This window comes from Pseudarthrobacter sp. Pseusp20 (genome assembly GCF_059492155.1).
Genome location: NZ_CP168521.1, coordinates 649,306 through 669,437, shown reverse-complemented (window position 1 = coordinate 669,437; position 20,132 = coordinate 649,306). Strand labels below are relative to the sequence as shown.

17 protein-coding genes are annotated in these 20,132 nt (G+C 66.4%); 11 read left to right on the top strand and 6 right to left on the bottom strand.

Features of this window, described 5'->3' with window-relative positions; all coding sequences use genetic code 11:
* Positions 1-7 precede the first annotated feature (7 nt).
* The 5 genes from gcvT to lipA all read left to right on the top strand — a co-directional run bounded on the left by gcvT (position 8) and on the right by lipA (position 5,735).
* Complete coding sequence (gcvT, locus tag ACEN9K_RS03240; protein ID WP_495635166.1) at positions 8-1,156, top strand: glycine cleavage system aminomethyltransferase GcvT; 1,149 nt, start codon at positions 8-10, stop codon at positions 1,154-1,156.
* Between the two features lie 49 nt (positions 1,157-1,205).
* Complete coding sequence (gcvH, locus tag ACEN9K_RS03235; RefSeq protein WP_018772259.1) at positions 1,206-1,589, top strand: glycine cleavage system protein GcvH; 384 nt, start codon at positions 1,206-1,208, stop codon at positions 1,587-1,589.
* Complete coding sequence (glyA, locus tag ACEN9K_RS03230) at positions 1,586-2,908, top strand: serine hydroxymethyltransferase (RefSeq protein WP_495635165.1); 1,323 nt, start codon at positions 1,586-1,588, stop codon at positions 2,906-2,908. Before gcvH ends, glyA begins: the two co-directional genes overlap by 4 nt.
* Before the next feature lie 326 nt (positions 2,909-3,234).
* Positions 3,235-4,674: an L-serine ammonia-lyase gene (locus tag ACEN9K_RS03225; RefSeq protein WP_495635164.1), complete on the top strand. Its 1,440-nt coding sequence runs from the start codon at positions 3,235-3,237 to the stop codon at positions 4,672-4,674.
* Positions 4,675-4,721: 47 nt separating this feature from the next.
* Positions 4,722-5,735 carry a lipoyl synthase gene (gene lipA / locus ACEN9K_RS03220; protein WP_144601432.1) on the top strand — a complete coding sequence of 338 codons (1,014 nt, stop codon included), beginning with the start codon at positions 4,722-4,724 and terminating at the stop codon, positions 5,733-5,735.
* A gap of 25 nt (positions 5,736-5,760) precedes the next feature.
* Here the strand turns inward: lipA and ACEN9K_RS03215 are convergent, their stop codons facing one another.
* The 3 genes from ACEN9K_RS03215 to ACEN9K_RS03205 all read right to left on the bottom strand — a co-directional run bounded on the left by ACEN9K_RS03215 (position 5,761) and on the right by ACEN9K_RS03205 (position 9,819).
* Positions 5,761-8,106 (bottom strand): glycoside hydrolase family 65 protein, encoded by a 2,346-nt coding sequence (locus ACEN9K_RS03215; protein WP_018769663.1) that lies wholly within the window; start codon positions 8,104-8,106, stop codon positions 5,761-5,763.
* A gap of 139 nt (positions 8,107-8,245) precedes the next feature.
* Positions 8,246-8,983, bottom strand: coding sequence for an HAD family hydrolase (locus ACEN9K_RS03210; protein WP_223993567.1), 738 nt, complete (start codon positions 8,981-8,983; stop codon positions 8,246-8,248).
* A gap of 218 nt (positions 8,984-9,201) precedes the next feature.
* Entirely contained in the window at positions 9,202-9,819 is a 618-nt protein-coding gene (locus ACEN9K_RS03205) for an alpha/beta hydrolase (protein WP_056391027.1), read from the bottom strand.
* A 172-nt stretch (positions 9,820-9,991) separates the two neighbouring features.
* Between ACEN9K_RS03205 and ACEN9K_RS03200 the strand changes: the two genes are divergently transcribed.
* The 5 genes from ACEN9K_RS03200 (at position 9,992) to ACEN9K_RS03180 (ending at position 14,798) form a co-directional block, all read left to right on the top strand.
* Positions 9,992-10,249: a DUF6458 family protein gene (locus tag ACEN9K_RS03200; RefSeq protein WP_018769660.1), complete on the top strand. Its 258-nt coding sequence runs from the start codon at positions 9,992-9,994 to the stop codon at positions 10,247-10,249.
* 266 nt (positions 10,250-10,515) lie between these two features.
* Entirely contained in the window at positions 10,516-11,322 is an 807-nt protein-coding gene (locus tag ACEN9K_RS03195; RefSeq protein ID WP_056391029.1) for a DeoR/GlpR family DNA-binding transcription regulator, read from the top strand.
* Entirely contained in the window at positions 11,319-12,356 is a 1,038-nt protein-coding gene (locus tag ACEN9K_RS03190; RefSeq protein ID WP_018769658.1) for a 1-phosphofructokinase family hexose kinase, read from the top strand. The genes ACEN9K_RS03195 and ACEN9K_RS03190 overlap by 4 nt, the downstream gene beginning before the upstream one ends.
* A 2-nt stretch (positions 12,357-12,358) precedes the next feature.
* Positions 12,359-14,455, top strand: coding sequence for a PTS fructose transporter subunit IIABC (locus tag ACEN9K_RS03185; protein ID WP_056391033.1), 2,097 nt, complete (start codon positions 12,359-12,361; stop codon positions 14,453-14,455).
* A gap of 67 nt (positions 14,456-14,522) precedes the next feature.
* Positions 14,523-14,798, top strand: a complete 276-nt coding sequence (locus ACEN9K_RS03180) for an HPr family phosphocarrier protein (protein WP_018769656.1) — start codon at positions 14,523-14,525, stop codon at positions 14,796-14,798.
* Positions 14,799-14,940: 142 nt separating this feature from the next.
* Here ACEN9K_RS03180 and ACEN9K_RS03175 read toward each other — a convergent pair whose 3' ends face one another.
* The 3 genes from ACEN9K_RS03175 to ku form a co-directional block, all read right to left on the bottom strand.
* Positions 14,941-15,372: an SRPBCC domain-containing protein gene (locus tag ACEN9K_RS03175; RefSeq protein WP_056391037.1), complete on the bottom strand. Its 432-nt coding sequence runs from the start codon at positions 15,370-15,372 to the stop codon at positions 14,941-14,943.
* A gap of 3 nt (positions 15,373-15,375) precedes the next feature.
* Positions 15,376-16,218: a class I SAM-dependent methyltransferase gene (locus ACEN9K_RS03170; RefSeq protein WP_018769654.1), complete on the bottom strand. Its 843-nt coding sequence runs from the start codon at positions 16,216-16,218 to the stop codon at positions 15,376-15,378.
* A gap of 131 nt (positions 16,219-16,349) precedes the next feature.
* The gene (gene ku / locus ACEN9K_RS03165; protein WP_018769653.1) at positions 16,350-17,447 is read right to left on the bottom strand and encodes a non-homologous end joining protein Ku; all 1,098 of its coding nucleotides are present in this window, start codon (positions 17,445-17,447) and stop codon (positions 16,350-16,352) included.
* Between the two features lie 40 nt (positions 17,448-17,487).
* On the opposite strand from ku, the gene ACEN9K_RS03160 reads away from it, so the two are divergent.
* Positions 17,488-20,031: an ATP-dependent DNA ligase gene (locus ACEN9K_RS03160; RefSeq protein WP_495635163.1), complete on the top strand. Its 2,544-nt coding sequence runs from the start codon at positions 17,488-17,490 to the stop codon at positions 20,029-20,031.
* Positions 20,032-20,132: the final 101 nt, after the last annotated feature.

The following is a 20,132-nucleotide window of genomic DNA, read 5'->3' as shown; positions in this document are numbered from 1 at the left end:
ACTTCCAATGACTGAGAACTACACCGCTCTTTTCGAGCAGCACAAGAAGGCCGGGGCCTCGTTCACGGACTTCGGCGGGTGGCAGATGCCGCTCAAGTACGAGTCTGAACTCGCGGAACACCATGCCGTGCGCAGGGCGGCCGGCCTGTTCGACCTCTCCCACATGGGCGAGGTCTGGGTGACCGGCCCCGACGCCGCCGCCTTCCTGGACTACGCCCTTGCCGGCAAACTGTCCGCGGTGGCCGTGGGCAAGGCAAAGTACTCGCTGATCTGCAACGCCGATGGCGGCATCATCGACGACCTCATCACCTACCGCCGGCCATCCCCCGAAGAGGGCGTGGACAGGTACCTGGTGGTGCCCAACGCGGGCAACGCCGCAGTGGTGGCCAAGGAACTGCTGGAACGCGCCGCCGCCTTCGACGTCACTGTGGAGGACGCCTCCGCCAACACCTCGCTGATCGCCGTCCAGGGACCGAATTCCGAAGCGATCCTCCTGACGCTGGTCCCGGCCGAACAGCACGCACTGCTCACCGGGCTCAAGTACTACGCCGCCGTCGAGGTGGGCTTCGCCGTCAACGGTACGGTCCAGGACCTGCTCGTGGCCCGGACCGGCTACACCGGCGAGGACGGCTTCGAGATCTACGTTCCCAACCTGGACGCCCCCGCACTGTGGGAGGCCCTGCTCCAGGCCGGCGAAGGCTCCGGCCTGGTTCCAGCCGGACTGGCCGCACGCGACTCGCTCCGCCTCGAAGCCGGGATGCCGCTCTACGGCAACGAACTCTCCCGCCACGTCAACGCCTACGCGGCCGGTCTGGGCCCCGTGGTGTCGCTGGCGAAGGAGAGCGGCTTCGTAGGCAAGGACGCCCTGGCCGCCATCAAGGCCGCAGGAGTCGGTTCAAGCATCGGGCAGAAGCTGGTGGGCCTCAAGGGTGCCGGACGCCGCGCTGCCCGCGCCCATTACCCCGTCCTCAAGGACGGCACCCTGGTGGGCGAAGTAACCTCCGGCCAGCCCTCCCCCACCCTCGGATACCCCATCGCCATGGCCTACGTCGACGTCGAATTTGCTGAAGTCGGGACCGTCCTGGACATCGACCTCCGCGGCAAGCCCGAGCGCTTCGAAGTCGTCCCCCTCCCCTTTTACAAGCGCCAGAAGTAAATCGATTTCGCCCAACCACCACAGGTTTTGAAGAGAAGGAAAGTAGACAATGAGCAAAGTTGTTTCTGAACTGAAGTACTCCGCCGAGCACGAGTGGGTTGCTGTTGACGGATCCGGCCCAGCGGGGATCGGGATTTCCGCCGTTGCTGCCGACGCCCTGGGCGACATCGTGTACGTGGACCTCCCCGAGGTCGGCTCCACCGTGACGGCCGGCGAGACCTGCGGCGAGGTGGAATCCACCAAATCCGTCTCCGACCTCTACGCCCCCGTGACCGGTGAGGTCACCGAGATCAACGACGGCGTGGTCACGGACCCCGCCCTGATCAACAGCGATCCCTACGGTGCGGGCTGGCTCTTCAAGGTGGCCGTTACCGAGGAAGGCCCGCTCATGTCGGCAGAGGAATACGCCGCAGCAAACGGCGGCGAGCTGTGAGCGCCCCGGCAGAAGTGGGCGCCTTCGAGCAGGTGGCCTCCCCAAGCCTGAACGCCGACCTGTCCATCCTGGACCCTGAGGTTGCCGCGAAGATTGACGACGAGCTTGGCCGCCAGCGCGACGGCCTGGAGATGATCGCGTCCGAGAACCACACGGCCGCTGCGGTCATGCAGGCCCAGGGCTCGGTCCTGACCAACAAGTACGCCGAAGGCTACCCCGGCAAGCGCTACTACGGCGGCTGCGAGCACGTGGACGTCATCGAGCAACTCGCCATCGACCGGGTCAAGGACCTCTTCGGCGCCGGGTTCGCCAACGTCCAACCACACTCCGGTGCACAGGCCAACGCCTCCGTCATGCACGCCCTGATCAAGCCCGGCGACACCATCATGGGCCTCAACCTGGCGCACGGCGGCCACCTGACCCACGGCATGCGGATCAACTTCTCCGGCAGGCTCTACAACGTGGTCCCGTACCAGGTCCGCGAGGACACCCACACCATCGACATGGCAGAGGTGGAACGGCTGGCCCAGGAGCACAAGCCTCAGCTGATCGTGGCCGGCTGGTCCGCTTACGCCCGCCAGCTCGAGTTCGCAGAATTCCGCCGGATCGCCGACTCCGTGGGGGCCTACCTGATGGTGGATATGGCGCACTTCGCCGGACTGGTGGCGGCCGGGCTGCACCCGTCGCCGGTGCCGCACGCCCACGTCACCACGTCCACCACGCACAAGACCCTGGCCGGTCCGCGCGGCGGCATCATCCTGACCAACGACGCCGACATCGCCAAGAAGATCAACTCGGCTGTGTTTCCCGGTCAGCAGGGTGGCCCGCTGGAACACGTGATCGCCGGCAAGGCCGTGGCGTTCAAGATCGCAGCGTCCGAAGAGTTCCGCGAGCGGCAGGAGCGAGTCCTTGCCGGTGCCCGCCTCCTGGCGGAACGCCTGGTCCAGCCGGACGTCACCGCCAAGGGCATCAGCGTGATCTCGGGCGGCACCGACGTGCACCTGGTCCTCGTTGACCTGCGCAACTGCGACCTCGACGGGCAGCAGGCCGAAGACCGGCTCGCCGCCATTGACATCACCGTCAACCGCAACGCCGTTCCCTTCGACCCCCGCCCGCCGATGGTCACCTCAGGCCTGCGCATCGGCACGCCCGCACTGGCCACCCGCGGGTTCGGCGAGGACGCCTTCCGCGAGGTTGCGGACATCATCGCCCAAGCTTTGATCGCCGACGCCGACGCCGACCTCTCCGGTCTGCGTCACCGCGTCGAGGTCCTGGCTTCGGCGCACCCGCTCTACCCGGGCGTGGCACCTCTGTCCTGAGGGATCGTGATCGCTAACGGGCCCGGCGGACCGGACATTTTCACCGTGCTTGGGCCCACGCCGTCAGGGTTCCCTGGCCGAGCTTGCGAGGTTAGGGAGACGGTGGGGAGCAGGCTTTCGAAAAGTCCGGCTCCGCCGGCCCCTCGTGGGCATGTCGCCTTGGTGACAGACCCTCGGAGTGGGCGGGGCATCCGGCAGCGTGCGTCTAAGGGAGCGTCACGTCCGCTTAGCGGGCGTCTTCGCGACCGAGCACGCAGAGGATGTCCTGCCCGCCCACCCAAGCCCGGCCACACCAACCGAACCACAGTTTCAGTAAGGATTTAGTTATGGCAGTCGGAGTCTTTGACCTGTTTTCGATCGGGATTGGGCCTTCGTCGTCTCATACTGTGGGGCCGATGCGGGCTGCTGCGGTGTTCGCTGAGGAGCTCAAGGGCCTGGGTGTCCTGGGTGATGTGGCGGGGTTGCGGGTGGATTTGTATGGGTCGTTGGCGGCGACGGGTCATGGGCATGGGACGATGACCGCCATTTTGTTGGGGTTGGAGGGGTTCCATCCGGAGTTGATCCTGCCCGCCGAGGTGGAGGAGCGGCTGGCGTCGATCGCGGAGACCGGGGTCCTGAACCTGGCCGGTTCGGTGGCCTTGCCGTACGGGGTGAAGGACATGGTGCTGCGGCCGTTGACGGTGTTGCCGCGGCACACGAACGGGATGACGTTCACGGTCACTGATGCGGCCGGGGAGGTGCTGCATGCGGCGACGTTTTTCTCGGTGGGTGGCGGGTTCATCGTCCGGGAGGGCGAGGAGGACGCGGCGCAGCAGGAACTGGACGCGTCCAAACAGGAACTGCCGCTGCCGTTCCGGACCGCGGCGGAGCTGCTGGGGCACTGCGCGGTGACCGGGCTGGGCATCGCCGACGTGATGCTCGTGAACGAAAAAGTCTCCCGGGACGAGGAGCAGATCCGGGCGGGGCTGCTGCAGATCTGGTCGGTGATGGAGGGCTGCGTGGCCGCCTCGTTGAGGCGGGAAGGGGTGCTGCCGGGCGGGTTGAAGGTCCGCCGCCGCGCCCCTGACTGGTACGACCGGTTGAAGAAGGAATCCGCGGGCGCCCCGGTCGAGGAGACGGATGCGGCGTGGGACGCGGGCCCGTTCGATGCCAGGTATTGGCAGGAGTGGGTTAATTTGGTGGCGTTGGCGGTGAATGAGGAGAACGCCTCCGGCGGGCGGGTGGTCACCGCCCCGACGAACGGGGCGGCAGGGATCATCCCCGCGGTGCTGTTCTACGCCCTGCATTTCGCCCCGGGCATGGACAAAGCCACCCAGGAGGACCGGGACGCTGTGGTGGTGCGGTTCCTGCTGGCCGCGGGCGCGGTGGGGGTGCTGTACAAGGAACAGGCCTCGATCTCCGGGGCCGAGGTCGGCTGCCAGGGCGAGGTGGGGTCGGCGTCCTCGATGGCGGCCGCGGGCCTGGCCGAGGTCATGGGCGGGACCCCGGCGCAGGTGGAGAACGCCGCGGAAATCGCGATGGAACACAACCTGGGCCTGACCTGTGACCCGATCGGCGGGCTGGTCCAGGTCCCCTGCATCGAACGGAACGCGATCGCGGCCGCGAAAGCGATCAACGCCGCGAAAATGGCGCTCTGGGGCGACGGCACCCACCGCGTGTCCCTGGACGAAGTCATCATCACCATGCGCGAAACCGGCAAGGACATGTCCTCAAAATACAAAGAAACCGCCATGGGCGGCCTCGCCGTCAACGTCGTCGAATGCTGACCGGCAACAACCTGCCGCGAATCCCCAAGCAAGCAAAGGAAACAACCATGACATTGGCACCTGAAGGCCGGAAGATGCTGCGGATTGAGCAGCGCAACGCTGCGGTCCCGGTGGAACGCAAACCGGAGTGGATCAAGGCCAAGGTCCAGATGGGCCCGGAATTCGTCCAACTCAAGAACCTGGTGAAAAAGGAAGGCCTGCACACCGTCTGCGAAGAGGCCGGCTGCCCCAACATCTTCGAATGCTGGGAAGACAAGGAAGCCACCTTCCTGATCGGCGGCTCCGAATGCACCCGCCGCTGCGACTTCTGCCAGATCGACACCGGCAAACCCTCACCCCTGGACCGGTTCGAACCCACCAAGGTGGCCCGCTCCGTCCAATCCATGCAGCTGCGCTACGCCACCGTCACCGGCGTCGCCCGCGACGACCTGGAAGACGAAGGCGTCTGGCTCTACGCCGAAACCGTCCGCAAAATCCACGAACTGAACCCCGGCACCGGCGTGGAACTGCTCATCCCGGACTTCTCCGGCAAACCCGAGCACATCAAGGCCATCTGCGACTCCGCCCCCGAGGTCTTCGCGCACAACGTCGAAACCGTGCCCCGGATCTTCAAGCGGATCCGCCCCGCGTTCCGCTACGACCGCTCCCTGGACGTCATCACCCAGGGCCGGAACCTGGGCATGGTCACCAAGTCCAACCTCATCCTGGGCATGGGCGAAACCCGCGAAGAAATCAGCGAAGCACTCCGCGACCTCCACGCCGCCGGCTGCGACCTGATCACCATCACCCAATACCTGCGCCCCTCCGAACGGCACCTGCCCGTGGACCGCTGGGTCAAACCCCAGGAATTCGTGGACCTCCAGCACGAAGCCCAGGAAATCGGCTTCCTCGGCGTCATGTCCGGCCCCTTGGTCCGCTCCTCCTACCGCGCCGGCCGGCTCTGGGCCACCGCCATGCGCAAAAAAGGCCGCGACATCCCCGCTGAACTCGCCCACATCGCCGACGGCATCCAGGACTCCGGCACCACCCGCCAGGAAGCCGCCACCCTCCTGGCAGGCTAAGGAGCCCCTGCACGCACCCGTGAACCTAGCTTCTGCCGCGCACCACGGGAATGCTCGCCGTCGGTGGTCCGCTCGGGAAGACCGTGGGCTCCGGCTCCGGGATGCGCTCCAGGTGCACCTGCACGGGCTGGCCCGTGACCATCAACCGCTGGCCGCGGACGTCCACCTCCAGGGGTTCGCCCTCCTGGACCGTGAGCGTAATGGCGTCGGCAGAAAGCCGGACCAGCAGCAGGCGGCCGCGGATCTTCAGGTGGAAGGCAAGCCCTTCCCACTGTCCAGGCAGGCGCGGATCGAAAAACGGGACCGGGCCCTGGTCGCGCAGTCCGGCGAAACCGCACACCAGGGAACTCCATACGCCGCCTGTGGACGCGATATGCACGCCGTCGATGGTGTTGCCGTGGGTGTCGTCGAGGTCGATGAACACGGCGTTGGTGAAGTGGTCCAGGGCCTCCTTGAAGTAGCCCACCTCGGCGGCCATGATGCCCTGGACGCAGGCGGACAGGGTGGAGTCGCCCGTAGTGATGGGATCGTAGAAGTCAAAGGCGCGCTGCTTTTCCTCCGCCGTGAAATCCTGCCACTGCAGGAACATGGCAAGCACCGTGTCGGCCTGCTTGAGGACCTGGTGGCGGTAAATCACCAGCGGGTGGAAGTGCAGGAGCAGCGGATACTTGGACCGCGGCGTGGTCCAGTCCCAGGCCTCCAGGGTCATGAAGTCATTGTCCTGGGAGTGCACCTGCATCCGCTCGTCGAACGGAAGCTGCATCCGGCTGGCCGCGGCCTCCCACATCTGGCGCTCTTCGTTGGTGATTTCGGCATGCTCAAGCGCGGCGGCGGCACGCAGGTTGAAGCGGGCCATCACGTTTGTGTACAGGTTGTCGTTCACCACGGCCGTGTACTCATCAGGGCCGGTGACGCCGTGGATGTGGAAGAGGCCGTCCTTGCCGAAGAAGCCCAGGGAGATCCACATCCGGGCGGTCTCGATCAGCAGCTCGGCACCCATTCCTTCCCGGAAGGCGGCGTCGCCGGTGGCCCAAAGGTACCTGTTGGTGGCAAAGGCGATGGCGGCCGCGATGTGGAACTGCGCGGTGCCGGCGGCGTAATAGGCGCTGGCCTCGAGCCCGTTGATAGTGCGCCACGGGAAGAGGGCGCCGTCAACGCTCAGCTCCTTGGCGCGGATCTTGGCTTCGGGCAGCATGCCGTGGCGGAACTCCAAAACCTGCCGGGCGCCGTCGGGATTGGTGTAGGTGAGGTACGGCAACAGGTACACTTCCTGGTCCCAGAAGTAGTGCCCCTCGTAACCCGAGCCCGTCACGCCCTTGGCAGGGATGCCGGCAACATCGGCGCGCGCGGTGGCCTGCGCCAGCTGGAACAGGTTCCACCGGATAGCCTGCTGCAGGCCGGGCCCGCCGCCCTCAACCACAATGTCCGATGTGGCCCAGTAGCCGCGGAAATGGGCTTCGCTCTCGGCAAAGATGTCATTCACCGGGCGCAGCGCCTCTTCGGCCACTGCAGCTGCGTCGACGTCAGGGTCCTGCACCGTGCGGCCGGCGGCGTAGCTGACGCTCTTTTCCAGCCGGAACGGCTCGGCGGCATCCACTGCCAGGACGTACCGGACGCTGCTGTCGTCCTGGTCCACCAGAGTCTCAAACGGCTGGTGCCCGGGGGACGTCCAGTGGTCAACCGCGATCCCCACGCGCTGCTTTGATTCGGAGGCCTCCCAGGACAGGCGCAGGGAGCCATCGCCGCCGTCGAGCCGCACGGGCAAAAGCACGCGCCCGGCGTGGCGGCCGGCGCGGCGCGGATCATGCACGGAGTGGTCTTCCACCGGCTGGTCCTGCCGGTTGATGACGGAGGAGGTGACGTCCAGGGAGACCTGGCGGTCCGTGGCAACGTCAAGCGAAATACCAAGGCTGCCGCGGGAGGCGAAGCCAACGGCCCGCCGTTCCGTGGTGGTCACCACGGCGCCGGACCGGCATTGCCAGGTGATGCGGCATTCGTAGATGCCGGTGCAGAAGTCGATGCTGCGCCGGTAGTCGACGACCTCGGATTCGGCCAGGCTCAGGCTTTCCCCGTCCACCACCACGGTGAAGTTGTTGGCGTCCGGGATGTAGAGGATGCGCTGCCCCGTCCGGGCGAACCCAAACGCATTCTCGGCGTGCTTGATGTCCCAGATTTCGTGCAGCCCGTTGATGAAGCTGCCCGGGAGTTCGGCGTCGGCCGCAGCCCAATGGGCACCCCGGATGCCCAGGTGCCCGTTGCCCAGGGCAAACAGGGTCTCAAGCGTTCCCGCGTTTTCGGATTCATGGCGCGTTTCAACGAGCTGCCAGGGGGTGTCGGGGAACCGTTCGCGGTCCGCAGTGATCAGTGCCATGGTCGGGGTCCTTTTGGCGATGCCGTGCGGGCGGCGGGCCGGCACGGAGTATTCGGGGGAATGCGGTATTCGAATTGGTGCTGCCGGGGAAGCAGCAGGGGTTGCCCGGGGGAAGGCAACGGGGTTTCTGGCGGCGGGTTTAGGGAAGAAGTTCCTGGAGGTCGTTGACCACCAGGGTGGCTCCGGCATCGAGCAGCGTCTGCCGCCCTGCGCCCCGGTCCACGCCAATGACCGAGTGGAACGATCCCGCGTGTCCGGCCTGCACGCCGGACACGGCGTCTTCCACCACCACGCACCCGGAGCTGGACAGGTCCAGCAGCTTGGCTGCGTATTCGTAGGTGGCCGGGCTTGGCTTTCCGGGGAGGCCACGCTCTGCGGCCACCACCCCGTCCACTACGACGGCGAAATGGTGGCTGAGTCCGGCGGCCTTCAGGACGGCGGGGGCATTGCGGGAGGAGGAGACGACGGCGACCTTGAGTCCGCGCTCAAGCGCAGCCTGGAGGAAGCGCACCGAGCCTTCGAACGGTTCGACGCCGGCGCTCACGATGTCGTTGAAGATGGCGTTCTTCCGGTTGCCCAGGCCCTGGACCGTGTCGTTGGAAGGGTCGTCATCCAGCGGGCCTTCCGGCAGCGTGAGTCCCCGGGAGGCCAGGAAGTCGCGCACTCCGTCAAAGCGGGGCTTGCCGTCGATGTGGTCGAAGTAGTCGCTTTCGCTGTAACCGGAGACCCCCGGCTGCGAGGCCAGGTATCCGTCGAACAGTTCCTGCCAGGCACGCTCATGCACAGTGGCCGTGGGCGTCAGCACCCCGTCCAGGTCAAACAGGATTGCTGCCGCGCCGGTCCAGGCGGCGGTATCAGCTGCAGTTTGTTGTGTCATCAGCAGTGCGGTGTCCTCTCGGGTTGCGGACTACCGGCCCTGCCGGGACAGCCTGAAGGAAGGTGCTGCCGGCGCATTTGCGCACAGCATCGCTTCCTTGCCCGCCCACTGCAGGACCGATCATGGCCGTAGACGAGTGTAAGCGCTTGCAAATTTGACTTGCAAATGTTTTTTTAGCCGTTCACACAACTGCCCACGGCCATGCAGCAGCATAGGGGTCAGCGCAGCACGTAATGGCGCAGGAAGGCGCTGACGTCCACCATTTCCGCCTTGGACATGGCGTGCCCCATCCCCGGGTAGGTGCGGGCAGTCAACAGCGTGTTCTTTTCGAGCCATTCGGCGGTGTAGGCAACGGCGTCTTCGTTAATTACCAGGTCCGCCTTGTCCCGGCCCCAGAAGAACGGCGGCTTGGCCTCGAACGAATCCATCACGGAGAGGAGCTCGTTGTTGAGTACGAAGCCGGACAGCCCCACGACGGCCTTATAGTCTTCGGGATGCAGCCGCAGGAGGGTGCTGGCCATGGCCATGCCCTGGGAGTACCCCATGAGGCTGACGCTGCTGTGCCGGTCCTTGACGGAACTGATCCAGGCGTGCACCGCGTTGGCGGCCGAGATGACGTCCGCAAAGTCGTTGGCCAGGAAGTAGTCGAGCAGGAACCAGCCCCAGTGGTCGCCGATGGGCATGGGGGCCCGCAGTGCCGCGAAGGTGAACTCCTGCGGCAGGTACTCGAACAGGCGCACCATCCGCGACTCGTCCGTCCCGTATCCATGCATCATCACCAGTAAGGGAGTGCCGGCGCGTTGCCCTTCCGGCCTGGACCACACAACTGTTTCCACCGGACAAGCCTAGCCATGGAACCGCGCCGTCCCGGGCGGGTCGTTGAATCCGGAATCACAGGGAGGTAGCGTGACGCTTGACAGACAGCAGGCTTAGCTTTCGAAGTGTACGCACCACCTTTCCGTCAGGCCCTACCAGCGCCGCGCAGGACGCGGCCCTAAGGAGCAAGTCATGAGAATCGGCTCGTCAATCTTCCTCATCGCCCTCGGCGCCATCCTTGCCTGGGCCGTTGCTCCAGGACTGATTCCATTCGTGGACCAGCAGCTGGTGGGCTACATCCTGATGGCCGTGGGCGTGATCGGACTGATCGCTTCGCTCATCCTCGCTTCCCCCGGCCGCAGCCGCCGCGTGAGCGAGTCCCGCTCCGTCATTGACCCCAATACCGGCGAGCGCATCACCCGGCACGAAAGCCGCGACGGCGGCGTCTAAGCAAGGCGCAATTCGGGGCAGGTGCCCGGAGAGGCGGCGATGAAAACCCGGAAAGCCGGGCTGGACAGAACCTGTCCAGCCCGGCTTTCGCCATTCCCGGCACGTCCCCCAAGAAACGCAAATATTGTTTCATGTTGGTTTCCATTGACAAACCAACAGAAGCAAAGATAAAGTCAAGTAACTCAACATCGATGTGATGCCAGTCACGTCGAAGTCGGGAACCCGCAAGGCAACAGATACAGCAGGACCTACGCAACGGAGGGTACGTGTTCGCCGAGGAGCGCCAGCAAAAGATTGCCGAGCTTGTCGCCGGCAGCGGCCGGGTCAGTGTGACCCTGCTGGCTGAGCGCTTCAGTATCACCACCGAAACAGTCCGCCGGGACCTTGCAGCCCTGGAAAATGCCGGCACTGTCCGCCGAGTCCACGGCGGCGCGGTAGCGGCAGACCGCTTCAGCACCACCGAGGAAAGCGTTACCGACCGGGCCATCCAGCGGCCGGACCAAAAAATCCGGATTGCCGAAGCCGCCCTGGCCCTGATCCCCCGGAACTCGTCCGCCAGCGTCCTCATGGACGGCGGCACCACCACCGAGGTGCTGGCAGACATGCTGGCGCGGCGCACCGCCGTCGAACCTTCCGACGGGAACGGACCCCACCACGAACTGGTGGTCATCACCCACGCCGTCCCCATCGCCAGCAAGCTCTCCAACGTTCCCGGCGTTGCCCTGCAGATCCTGGGCGGCCGGGTCCGCGGAATCACCCAGGTGGCCGTGGGACAGGCGACCGTGAACGCCGCCGCCCGCATCCGCCCCGACATAGCGTTCATCGGCACCAATGGCATCCACGCCACTTTTGGCGTCAGCACTCCCGATCCTGAAGAAGCAGCCGTCAAGGCAGCCTTCGTCCAGTCGGCACGCCGCATTGTGGTGCTGGCCGACTCCTCCAAGCTGGACACGGAAACCCTGGTCCAGTTCGCCTCCCTGAAAGATCTGGACACCTTGATCACAGACAGTGAACCCGGACCTGAGCTCGCAGCCGCCCTGGAAGATGCCGGCGTAGACGTGGTGGTCGCATGATCATCACCTTCACGGCCAACCCCAGCCTTGACCGGACCGTCGCCCTCCCGGGCCCGCTGGAAAGGGGTGAAGTGCAGCGCGCCGTCTCCGTCCGCCAGGAGTCCGGCGGCAAGGGCGTCAACGTCTCCCGTGCACTGGTGGCTTCCGGCCTGGAGTCGCTTGCCGTCCTCCCCGGGGCGGACAGCGATCCCGTCCTCGCCGGCCTGCGTGAAAGCGCAGTTCCCTTCGTCTCGCTCCCCATCGATGAGCCGCTGCGCACCAACGTGGCGCTCACCGAGCCCGGCGGCGTGACCACCAAGATCAACGAACCCGGCCCCGTCCTGGGCGCCGACCAGCAGGAAGCCCTCGTCAAGCTGCTGCTGGAAAGCTCCCGCGGTGCCAGCTGGGTGGTCCTGGCCGGCTCGCTGCCGCCTGGATTCCCGGACAACTTCTACGCCACGGTGGCCCGGCGGATCCGGGAGGCGGGCAACGGCACTGCGCCGCTGATCGCCGTCGACTCCTCCGGGGCGCCCCTGGCCGCCGCGTTGACTGGCAACGGCGCCTCTGACGCCGGAACCAGCGGCGGACCAGGCACCGGCGGCGGAACAACCACAGGTTCCGGGAAACCGGACCTCCTCAAGCCCAATGCCGAGGAACTGGCGGAGCTGGCCGCAGCCGCCGGCTTCGCCCCGGCCTCCGGTGACGAACTGGAAGCGGACCCGGCTGCTGCCGCGGCCGCCGCAGCCGCCGTCGTACGTTCCGGTGTGGGTGCTGTGCTGGCAACTCTCGGTTCCAAGGGAGCTGTCCTTGTAACGGCCGACGGCGCGTGGCTGGCCACGCACCCGCCGGTCGCCGCGGTCAGCACGGTAGGCGCGGGCGATTCCGCTCTTGCCGGCTACCTGCTTGCCCACGGCCGGGGCGCCGCCCCTGCCGACTGCCTTCGCCAGGCGGTGGCCCATGGTGCCGCCGCTGCCTCCCTGCCGGGTTCCACTGTTCCGGCAGTAAACCAAACCACCCCGGATGCCGTAACCATCACGGCCCTTCGAAAGGATTGACAGTGACCCAGCTCATCACCACGGAACTGGTCGAGCTCGACCAGAACCTGGGCAATGCCCCCGAAACGGTGATCCGGCATCTGGCAAGCAAGGTAGCTGCCGCCGGACGCGCCTCAGAAGTCGAAGGCCTGTTCGCAGACGCCTTCGCCCGCGAGCAGAAGACGGCCACCGGAATCCCCGGCGGCATCGCCATCCCGCACTGCCGCTCTGCAGCGGTCACCGTGCCCACCCTGGCCATGGCCCGGCTCAACCCGAAGGTGGACTTCGGCGCCAAGGACGGACCGGCAGACCTGGTGTTCTTCATTGCCGCTCCGGACGGCGCGGACCAGGAGCACCTGAAGCTGCTGTCCAAGCTGGCACGGTCCCTGATCAAGAAGGACTTCACCGCAGCCCTCCGCAACGCTTCATCGGAAACGGAGATTGTGGAACTGGTCGAAGGCGCACTGGCTGACAAGCCGGCCGCACACGCCGCACCCGCCCCCGCTGACGCAGTCCCGGTTGGCGCCGGCGTCGGTTCAACCGGTTCCCCGGCTGCTGCCGGCGCGCCCGCAGGGGCATCGGCAGGTTCCGCCGGCAAGGGCCCCAAGCGCCTCGTCGCCGTCACCGCATGCCCAACCGGCATCGCACACACCTACATGGCGGCCGATTCCCTCGTGGCAGCCGCCAGGGAAGCAGGCGTGGACCTGCAGGTGGAAACCCAGGGTTCCTCCGGCGCCAAGGCGCTGGACCCCGCCGTCATCGCCGCGGCGGACGCCGTGATCTTCGCCGTGGACGTTGACGTGCGCGGCAAGGAGCGCTTCGCCGGCAAGCCCGTCATCAACGCCCCCGTGAAGCGCGGCATCGACGAGCCGGACAAGATGGTCCAGGAAGCGCTCGCCGCAGCCGACAACCCCAATGCCCGGCGCGTCCCGCACTTCGGGGCTGAGGAGCAGGCCGAGCACGAGGCTGAGGAAAAGGGCGAGCACATCGGGCAGAAGCTCAAGAAGGCCCTGCTCACTGGTGTCAGCTACATGATTCCGTTCGTGGCAGGTGGTGGCCTCCTCATCGCCCTCGGCTTCCTCATGGGCGGCTACCTGATCACCAAGTACGCAGACAACATCGTGGTCCAGAACAGCCTCTTCAACCTGCCCACCGAGTTCCCTGACAACGCCTGGGGCCCGCTGGGCGCCTACCTGGGCGCGGTGCTGTTCAAGATCGGTGCGCTTTCACTGGGCTTCCTGGTCCCGGCGCTGGCCGGCTACATCGCCTACGCGATCGCTGACCGTCCGGGTATCGCCCCCGGCTTCGTTGCCGGTGCAGTGGCCGGATTCATGGGAGCCGGCTTCCTCGGCGGTATCGTCGGCGGCCTGCTCGCCGGTTACATCGCCCACGTGGTGGGCCGCCTGCAGGTGGCCCGGTGGCTGCGCGGCCTGATGCCGGTGGTCATCATCCCGCTGCTGGCATCCCTGGTGGCTTCCGGCCTGATGTTCGTAATCCTTGGCGGACCGATCGTGGCCATCACCAAGGGCCTGAACGCGTGGCTGTCGGGCCTGACCGGCGCCGGCGCCATCGCCCTGGGCGTAATCCTGGGCCTGATGATGTGCTTCGACCTCGGCGGACCGGTCAACAAGGTTGCCTACTCCTTCGCCGTCGCCGGCCTGGGTGCAGCAACCATGGACAACCAGGCACCGTGGCAGATCATGGCAGCCGTCATGGCGTCCGGCATGGTTCCCCCGCTGGCCATGGCACTGGCCTCCACCGTCCTGAACAAGAAGCTCTTCAGCCTGGCTGAGCAGGAAAACGGCAAGGCCGCCTGGCTGCTGGGGGCCTCCTTCATCTCCGAAGGTGCCATCCCCTTCGCCGCAGCCGACCCGCTGCGCGTCATCCCCGCCAGCATGCTGGGCGGGGCCGTGACCGGAGCCATCTCGATGGCGGCGGGCGTCGGGTCCAAGGCACCCCACGGCGGACTCTTCGTGTTCTTCGCCATCGACAACTTCCTGATGTTCGTCGTCTCAATCGCCGTCGGCACGGTGATCACCGCGCTGTCGGTCATCGCCCTGAAGCGCTGGGCAGTCAAGAAGACCGTTGATACGGTTGAACCGGTTCCCGTAACCGTCTGAACCGGCTTAGCCGCATACCCCACCGGCCGCTGAACCCTCAGCACGCCGAAAGACTAAAGGAGCAACAATGCCAGAACGCACCGCAACCGTCGCCAGCCGCGTGGGCCTGCACGCCCGCCCCGCCGCCATCTTTGCAGAGGCAGCCGGCGAGTACGACCTGGACATCACCATCGCCCGTGAAGGCGAGCCGGTCGACGAGGCGATGGACGCCGCCAGCATCCTGTCCCTTATGAGCCTGGGCGCGTCGCACGGCGACGTGGTGGTGCTCCGCGCCGAAGGTGCCGGTGCGGACGATGCGCTGGACCACCTGGTGCAGATCCTGGAAACGGACCACGACGCCTAGCAGCAGCCACGCTGCCTGAGGGCAGCACACAAGCCGGCGGCCGCCGTCGGATGTTCCCCCATTGGAAGAACATCCGACGGCGGCCGCTTGGCTTTTAAGCGTTGGGCACCCCGGTTAAGCGTTGGTTCCAAGGGCGGGCGGGTCAGCGGCGTTCAGCGAGCGCCTTGACGTCGGCCAGGAGCTTGTCCCACATGGCTTTCGAGTGCGCGGCGGCTTCCTCGGTGGGGTTCCTGTCCTGGGCCAGTGTCAGCCGGGTGGCGCCGCCCTGGTCCTCGAGCGTCCATTCGAGTGTGTGGTAGTTGTCCGGCTCGTCCTCCTGGCCGGACAACGGGCTGAAATGGGTGTGGACCAGTTTCCGTCCCGGTTCAACCGCCAGGATTTCGCCTTTGTCCTGGTACGCCTTTCCTTCCCACTCGCCCTGCCAGGTGATGGGGCTTCCAACGTTCCAGTCGGTCTCCAGCGTGGTCCCGAACATGAACTCCTTTACGGCAGCCGGGTCCGTGATCACCTCCCACACCCGCCCAGGACTTGCGTTGATGGTGGTGGCGGACGTTGCCACATGGTTCTCCGCCATGGCTCAGGCTTTCCTGGCCGTGAAGAGCAGGTACTCCCATTCCATCTGGAAGGGCACATCACCGTGGGCGTCGCCGAACGAGTCCGCCAGCTCCGTGAGGGCCTGGTCCAGTGCCTTGACCTTGTCCTGGTCCTCGCCCAGTGATTTGTACACGGAGATCATGGGGCCGTAATGGGACTTGAAGTACCTGACGAAGTCCGCGGGCTGGTGGAAGCTCTTGACCGCCAGGTTCTGCTTGCGGGTATGGATTTCGGTAACCCTGTCGCCCAACAGTTCGCGGACATGCTCCTCGCTCCCCCACAGCGGCGCCGGCTGCGCACCCGGCGGGGGCGGTGGAGCGAACGGCTTCATCGCGGTAAACATCTGCCCGATGAACCCTTCCGGCGTCCAGCACAGCAGCCCTATGGACCCTCCCGGCTTGCACACCCGGAGCAACTCGTCGGCCGCCGCCTGGTGGTGCGGCGCGAACATGACGCCGATGCAGGACATCACAGCGTCGAACTCTGCATCGCCGAAGGGCAGGGCTTCGGCGTCGCCTTCCTGCCACTCCAGGCTGACGCCGCGGTTTGCGGCTTCCCGGCGCCCTGCCTCGAAAAGCTCGGGGGTGAGGTCGCTGGCCACCACTTTGGCACCCATCATGGCTGCGGGAATGGCTGCATTGCCGGTTCCTGCCGCCACGTCGAGGACCCGCTGGCGCGGCCTGATACCGGAGGCTTCGACGAGGACGGCGCCCAGTTCCAGGAGCATCTCATCGGCGAGGGCCGGGTAGTCACCTGACGCCCACATGGCCCGGTGCTTCTTCTTCAGCTCCCGGTCAGCGTCCATCACGTCGGTCTGGTTGTCCATGTCCGTGCCCCTCTACGTGTCCGTTCAAAATGGGCGACAGCACACTGTTGGCACAGCGGAGGCTGCGATGCGACTCATTGTGGACGCGATACAGGCCGCTGTAAAGGCAGGATTGCGGCTGGGCGCCCGGGTCAGGCAGGCTTGCGCGCCCTGGTGGCCTTGGCCGCAGGCTTTTCTGCGGTCTTGGTTCCAGTGGACTTGGTGTCCGTGGACTTGGCCGCTGATTTAGACGCTGTTGATTTGGAGGCGGTTGATTTGGCTGCACCCGATTTGGCGGCCGTTGACTTGGAAGCCGTCGATTTGGCTGCGCTCGACTTGGCGGCAGCGGTTTTCGGAGCCGGGGACTTCGCGGACGCTTTCCGCGCCGGTTTGGCGGGCTCGGCCTCCTCCTCCCCGGTATCTGCTTCGTCGTCGGAAGTCCCCGTGGCAGCGGCCTCGCCGCCGCCACGCTTCCTGTCCAGGCTCCGCTTGAGGGCCTCCATCAGGTCGATGACCTCGCCCTTGCCGCCCTCACCGGCTTCGACGCCGAAGGTCTCCTCCGTGTCCAGCGATTCACCCTGTTCGAGCTTGGCCTCGATGAGCTGGCGGAGCTGCACCTGGTACTCGTCGGTGAAGGACGTGGGGTCGAAATCGGCAGCCATGGACTCCACCAGCGCCGCGGACATGTCCCGTTCCTGGGCGGAGATCCTGATGTCGGCGTCCAAGGCGGGAAAGTTCGCCTCCCGTACCTCGTCGGGCCAGAGAAGGGACTGCAGCACCAGCACGTCGTTCTTGATCCGCAGGGCCCCCAGCCGGGTTTTCTCCCGCAGCGCGAACTGGACGATGGCCACCCGGTCCGTGTCCTCCAGGGCCCGGCGGAGCAGCACGTAGGCCTTGGGCGACTTGGAGTCCGGCTCCAGGTAATAGCTCTTCTCGAACATCATGGGTTCGAGCTGCTCAGACGGGACGAACTGCACCACCTCGATCTCGTGGCTGTTCTCCGCGGGAATGGACTTGAGTTCATCCTTGGACAGGACCACCGTGCGGCCGTCCTCCTCGAACGCCTTCTCGATGTCCGAGTAGTCCACCACCTCGCCGCACACTTCGCACCGGCGCTGGTAACGGATCCTGCCGCCGTCGGCATTGTGAACCTGGTGCAGACTGATGTCATGATCCTCAGTGGCGCTGTAGACCTTGACGGGCACGTTGACCAGCCCGAACGCGATGGCACCTTTCCAGATGGCTCTCATTCATACAGTCAACATCAGAGCGGGCCGGAGGTGAAGCCCCGTGGCCGGGAGTAGGGAACGTGTCCGGGTAGCGGGGCGCGAACTGACGCTGACCAACCTGGACAAAATCATCTATCCGGAGACCGGCACCACCAAGGCGGACGTGCTGGCCTACTACGCCGCGGTGGCCCACGTCCTGATCCCGGCGGCGGCCAACCGTCCCGCCACGCGCAAGCGGTGGGTCAACGGCGTGGGCACCGCGGACAAGCCGGGTGAGGTGTTTTTCCAGAAGGACCTGGAGGATTCAGCGCCGGGCTGGCTGCCACGGGCGGCGATCACCCACAAGGACCGGACCATCTACTACCCGTTGGTCAACGACGCCGCCACCCTGACCTGGTTCGGCCAGATCAACTCGATCGAAATCCACGTACCGCAGTGGCGGGTGGATTCGCATGGCAACCAACTCAACCCGGACCGGCTGGTGCTCGACCTGGACCCGGGCGAAGGGGCCGGGCTGCCCGAATGCCGCGAGGTGGCCCTCCTGGCGCGGTCCATCCTGCAGGATGTGGGCCTGGACCCGGTGCCGGTCACCAGCGGCAGCAAGGGCATCCACCTCTACGCGGCGCTGGACGGGACGCAGACCTCTGAGCAGATCTCCGCTTTCGCCCGGGAACTGGCCCGGGCCCTTGAAGCGGACCACCCGGACCTCGCCGTCAGCGACATGAAGAAGTCGCTCCGTGCGGGAAAGGTACTGGTGGACTGGAGCCAGAACAACGCCGCGAAGACCACCGTGGTCCCCTACTCACTGCGGGGCCGGCCCACGCCCCTGGTGGCCGCACCACGGACCTGGCGGGAAATCGAATCCCAGGGGCTCAAGCACCTGGACTACCAGGAGGTCCTGCGCCGGGTGCGCGACGGCAAGGACCCTTTCGCCGCCGTCGTCAATGCCGGGGCCCGTGCCGCAGCCGGCGCTGCGGAGGGCGCTGACGGCACTCCCGACGGCGGCCCCGGCCAGGGGGAGGCATCCCACGACGGCGATCCCCGCCTGGGCAGGTACCGTTCCATGCGCGATCCCAAGGCAACGCCTGAACCCTTCGCGGGCATCCCCGCCGGTGACAACAGTTTTGTGATCCAGGAGCACCACGCCAGCCGGCTGCACTACGACCTCCGGCTGGAACACGAGGGTGTCCTGGTGTCGTGGGCCCTGCCCAAGGGCATTCCGGAGTCCGGGGCCAAGAACAACCTGGCGGTCCAGACCGAGGACCATCCCATGGACTACCTCACCTTCCACGGCACAATCCCCAAGGGACAGTACGGGGCGGGCGTCATGACCATCTGGGACACCGGCACGTACGAACTGCACAAGTGGATCAACGGAAAGGAAGTCATCGTCACCCTGACCGGGTCGGAGGGCGGCGGCCTTGGCGGGACCAGGAAGATCGCGCTTATCCATACGGGCCGCGGACAGGGCAAGGACGCCGAAAGCCAATGGCTGGTCCACCTGATGGACCAGGAGCATCAAGGCGGACGACGGCGGCACGCGGCCCCGGCAGCGACGGTGCCGTCGCAGGAAGCAGGCGCAGTGGACCCTGCACCGGCCGCCGCGCCTGCTGAAACTGCGGACCTCGCCAACGGCGCTCCCGCAGACCCACTGGAATACCAGCCCATGATGGCCACCTCCGGGAACACCAGTGACCTGCAGGGCAGCGCATGGCAGTACGAGCTCAAATGGGACGGCGTCCGGGCCATCCTGGTGGCAGACCGGGAGAGGGTCCGGATCTTCTCCCGCAACGGCAACGACGTCAGCCGCACCTATCCCGAGTTCACGGACCGGGCCTGCTGGCCGGAGCACCCTTTCGTGGCGGACGGTGAGATCATCGCCGTCGGGCCCGGCGGGAAACCCGGCTTCGGCCTGCTGCAGGGACGGATGAAGCTGACCCGGGCCGCCGACGTCGCCAAAGCCCGCACCACCATCCCGGTCCAGCTGATGCTGTTCGACCTGCTCTTCGACAACGGAGAAGACCTCCGGCGCAAGCCGCTCAGCACCCGGCGGCGCCGGCTGGAGGAATTCTTCCGCCCGTCCGGCTGCCCCGTGGAACTCTCCATGGTGCTGGACGAACCTGTGGACCTCCTCATGGAAAGCGCGCAGGAGCTTGGGCTGGAAGGAATCATGGCCAAGCGGACGGACAGCCGCTACGTGAGCGGCCAGCGGACCCGGACGTGGATCAAGCTCAAGACAGAACAGACCCAGGAAGTGGTGGTGGGCGGCTGGCGGCCGGGAAAGGGCGGACGCCAGGACACGGTGGGGTCGCTGCTGGTGGGAATTCCCGACGGCGACAAGCTGCAATACGTCGGCAGGGTGGGCAGCGGTTTCAGCATGCGCGAACTCACGGAACTGCGGCAGACGGTGGAGCGGCTTGGCCGGAAGACGTCGCCGTTCCATGACGTCCCCCGCCCCGACGCCGCCGACGCCCGCTGGGTCTCGCCGGAACTCGTGGGCGAGGTGACCTACGGCGAATGGACCGGGCCGGGCAGGCTGCGGCATCCCCGGTGGCGCGGCTGGCGCGTGGACAAGGACCCGGCCGAAGTGGTTCGGGAAGCCTGACCCGGGTTTTCGACGCGCCAACCACCCCACGACGCGCAAATTACCTGGCGCCCGCCAGATTTCGGGGGCGCCAGGTAATTTGCGGGTCGACGGCGGTTTTA

Coding starts and splice junctions, on each gene's coding strand:
- ACEN9K_RS03175 (WP_056391037.1), bottom strand. CDS start 15,372: ATGGCGGAGAACCATGTGGCAACGTCCGCCACCACCATCAACGCAAGT.
- ACEN9K_RS03225 (WP_495635164.1), top strand. CDS start 3,235: ATGGCAGTCGGAGTCTTTGACCTGTTTTCGATCGGGATTGGGCCTTCG.
- gcvH (WP_018772259.1), top strand. CDS start 1,206: ATGAGCAAAGTTGTTTCTGAACTGAAGTACTCCGCCGAGCACGAGTGG.
- ACEN9K_RS03180 (WP_018769656.1), top strand. CDS start 14,523: ATGCCAGAACGCACCGCAACCGTCGCCAGCCGCGTGGGCCTGCACGCC.
- ku (WP_018769653.1), bottom strand. CDS start 17,447: ATGAGAGCCATCTGGAAAGGTGCCATCGCGTTCGGGCTGGTCAACGTG.
- ACEN9K_RS03200 (WP_018769660.1), top strand. CDS start 9,992: ATGAGAATCGGCTCGTCAATCTTCCTCATCGCCCTCGGCGCCATCCTT.
- gcvT (WP_495635166.1), top strand. CDS start 8: ATGACTGAGAACTACACCGCTCTTTTCGAGCAGCACAAGAAGGCCGGG.
- lipA (WP_144601432.1), top strand. CDS start 4,722: ATGACATTGGCACCTGAAGGCCGGAAGATGCTGCGGATTGAGCAGCGC.
- ACEN9K_RS03190 (WP_018769658.1), top strand. CDS start 11,319: ATGATCATCACCTTCACGGCCAACCCCAGCCTTGACCGGACCGTCGCC.
- ACEN9K_RS03170 (WP_018769654.1), bottom strand. CDS start 16,218: ATGGACAACCAGACCGACGTGATGGACGCTGACCGGGAGCTGAAGAAG.
- ACEN9K_RS03215 (WP_018769663.1), bottom strand. CDS start 8,106: ATGGCACTGATCACTGCGGACCGCGAACGGTTCCCCGACACCCCCTGG.
- ACEN9K_RS03210 (WP_223993567.1), bottom strand. CDS start 8,983: ATGACACAACAAACTGCAGCTGATACCGCCGCCTGGACCGGCGCGGCA.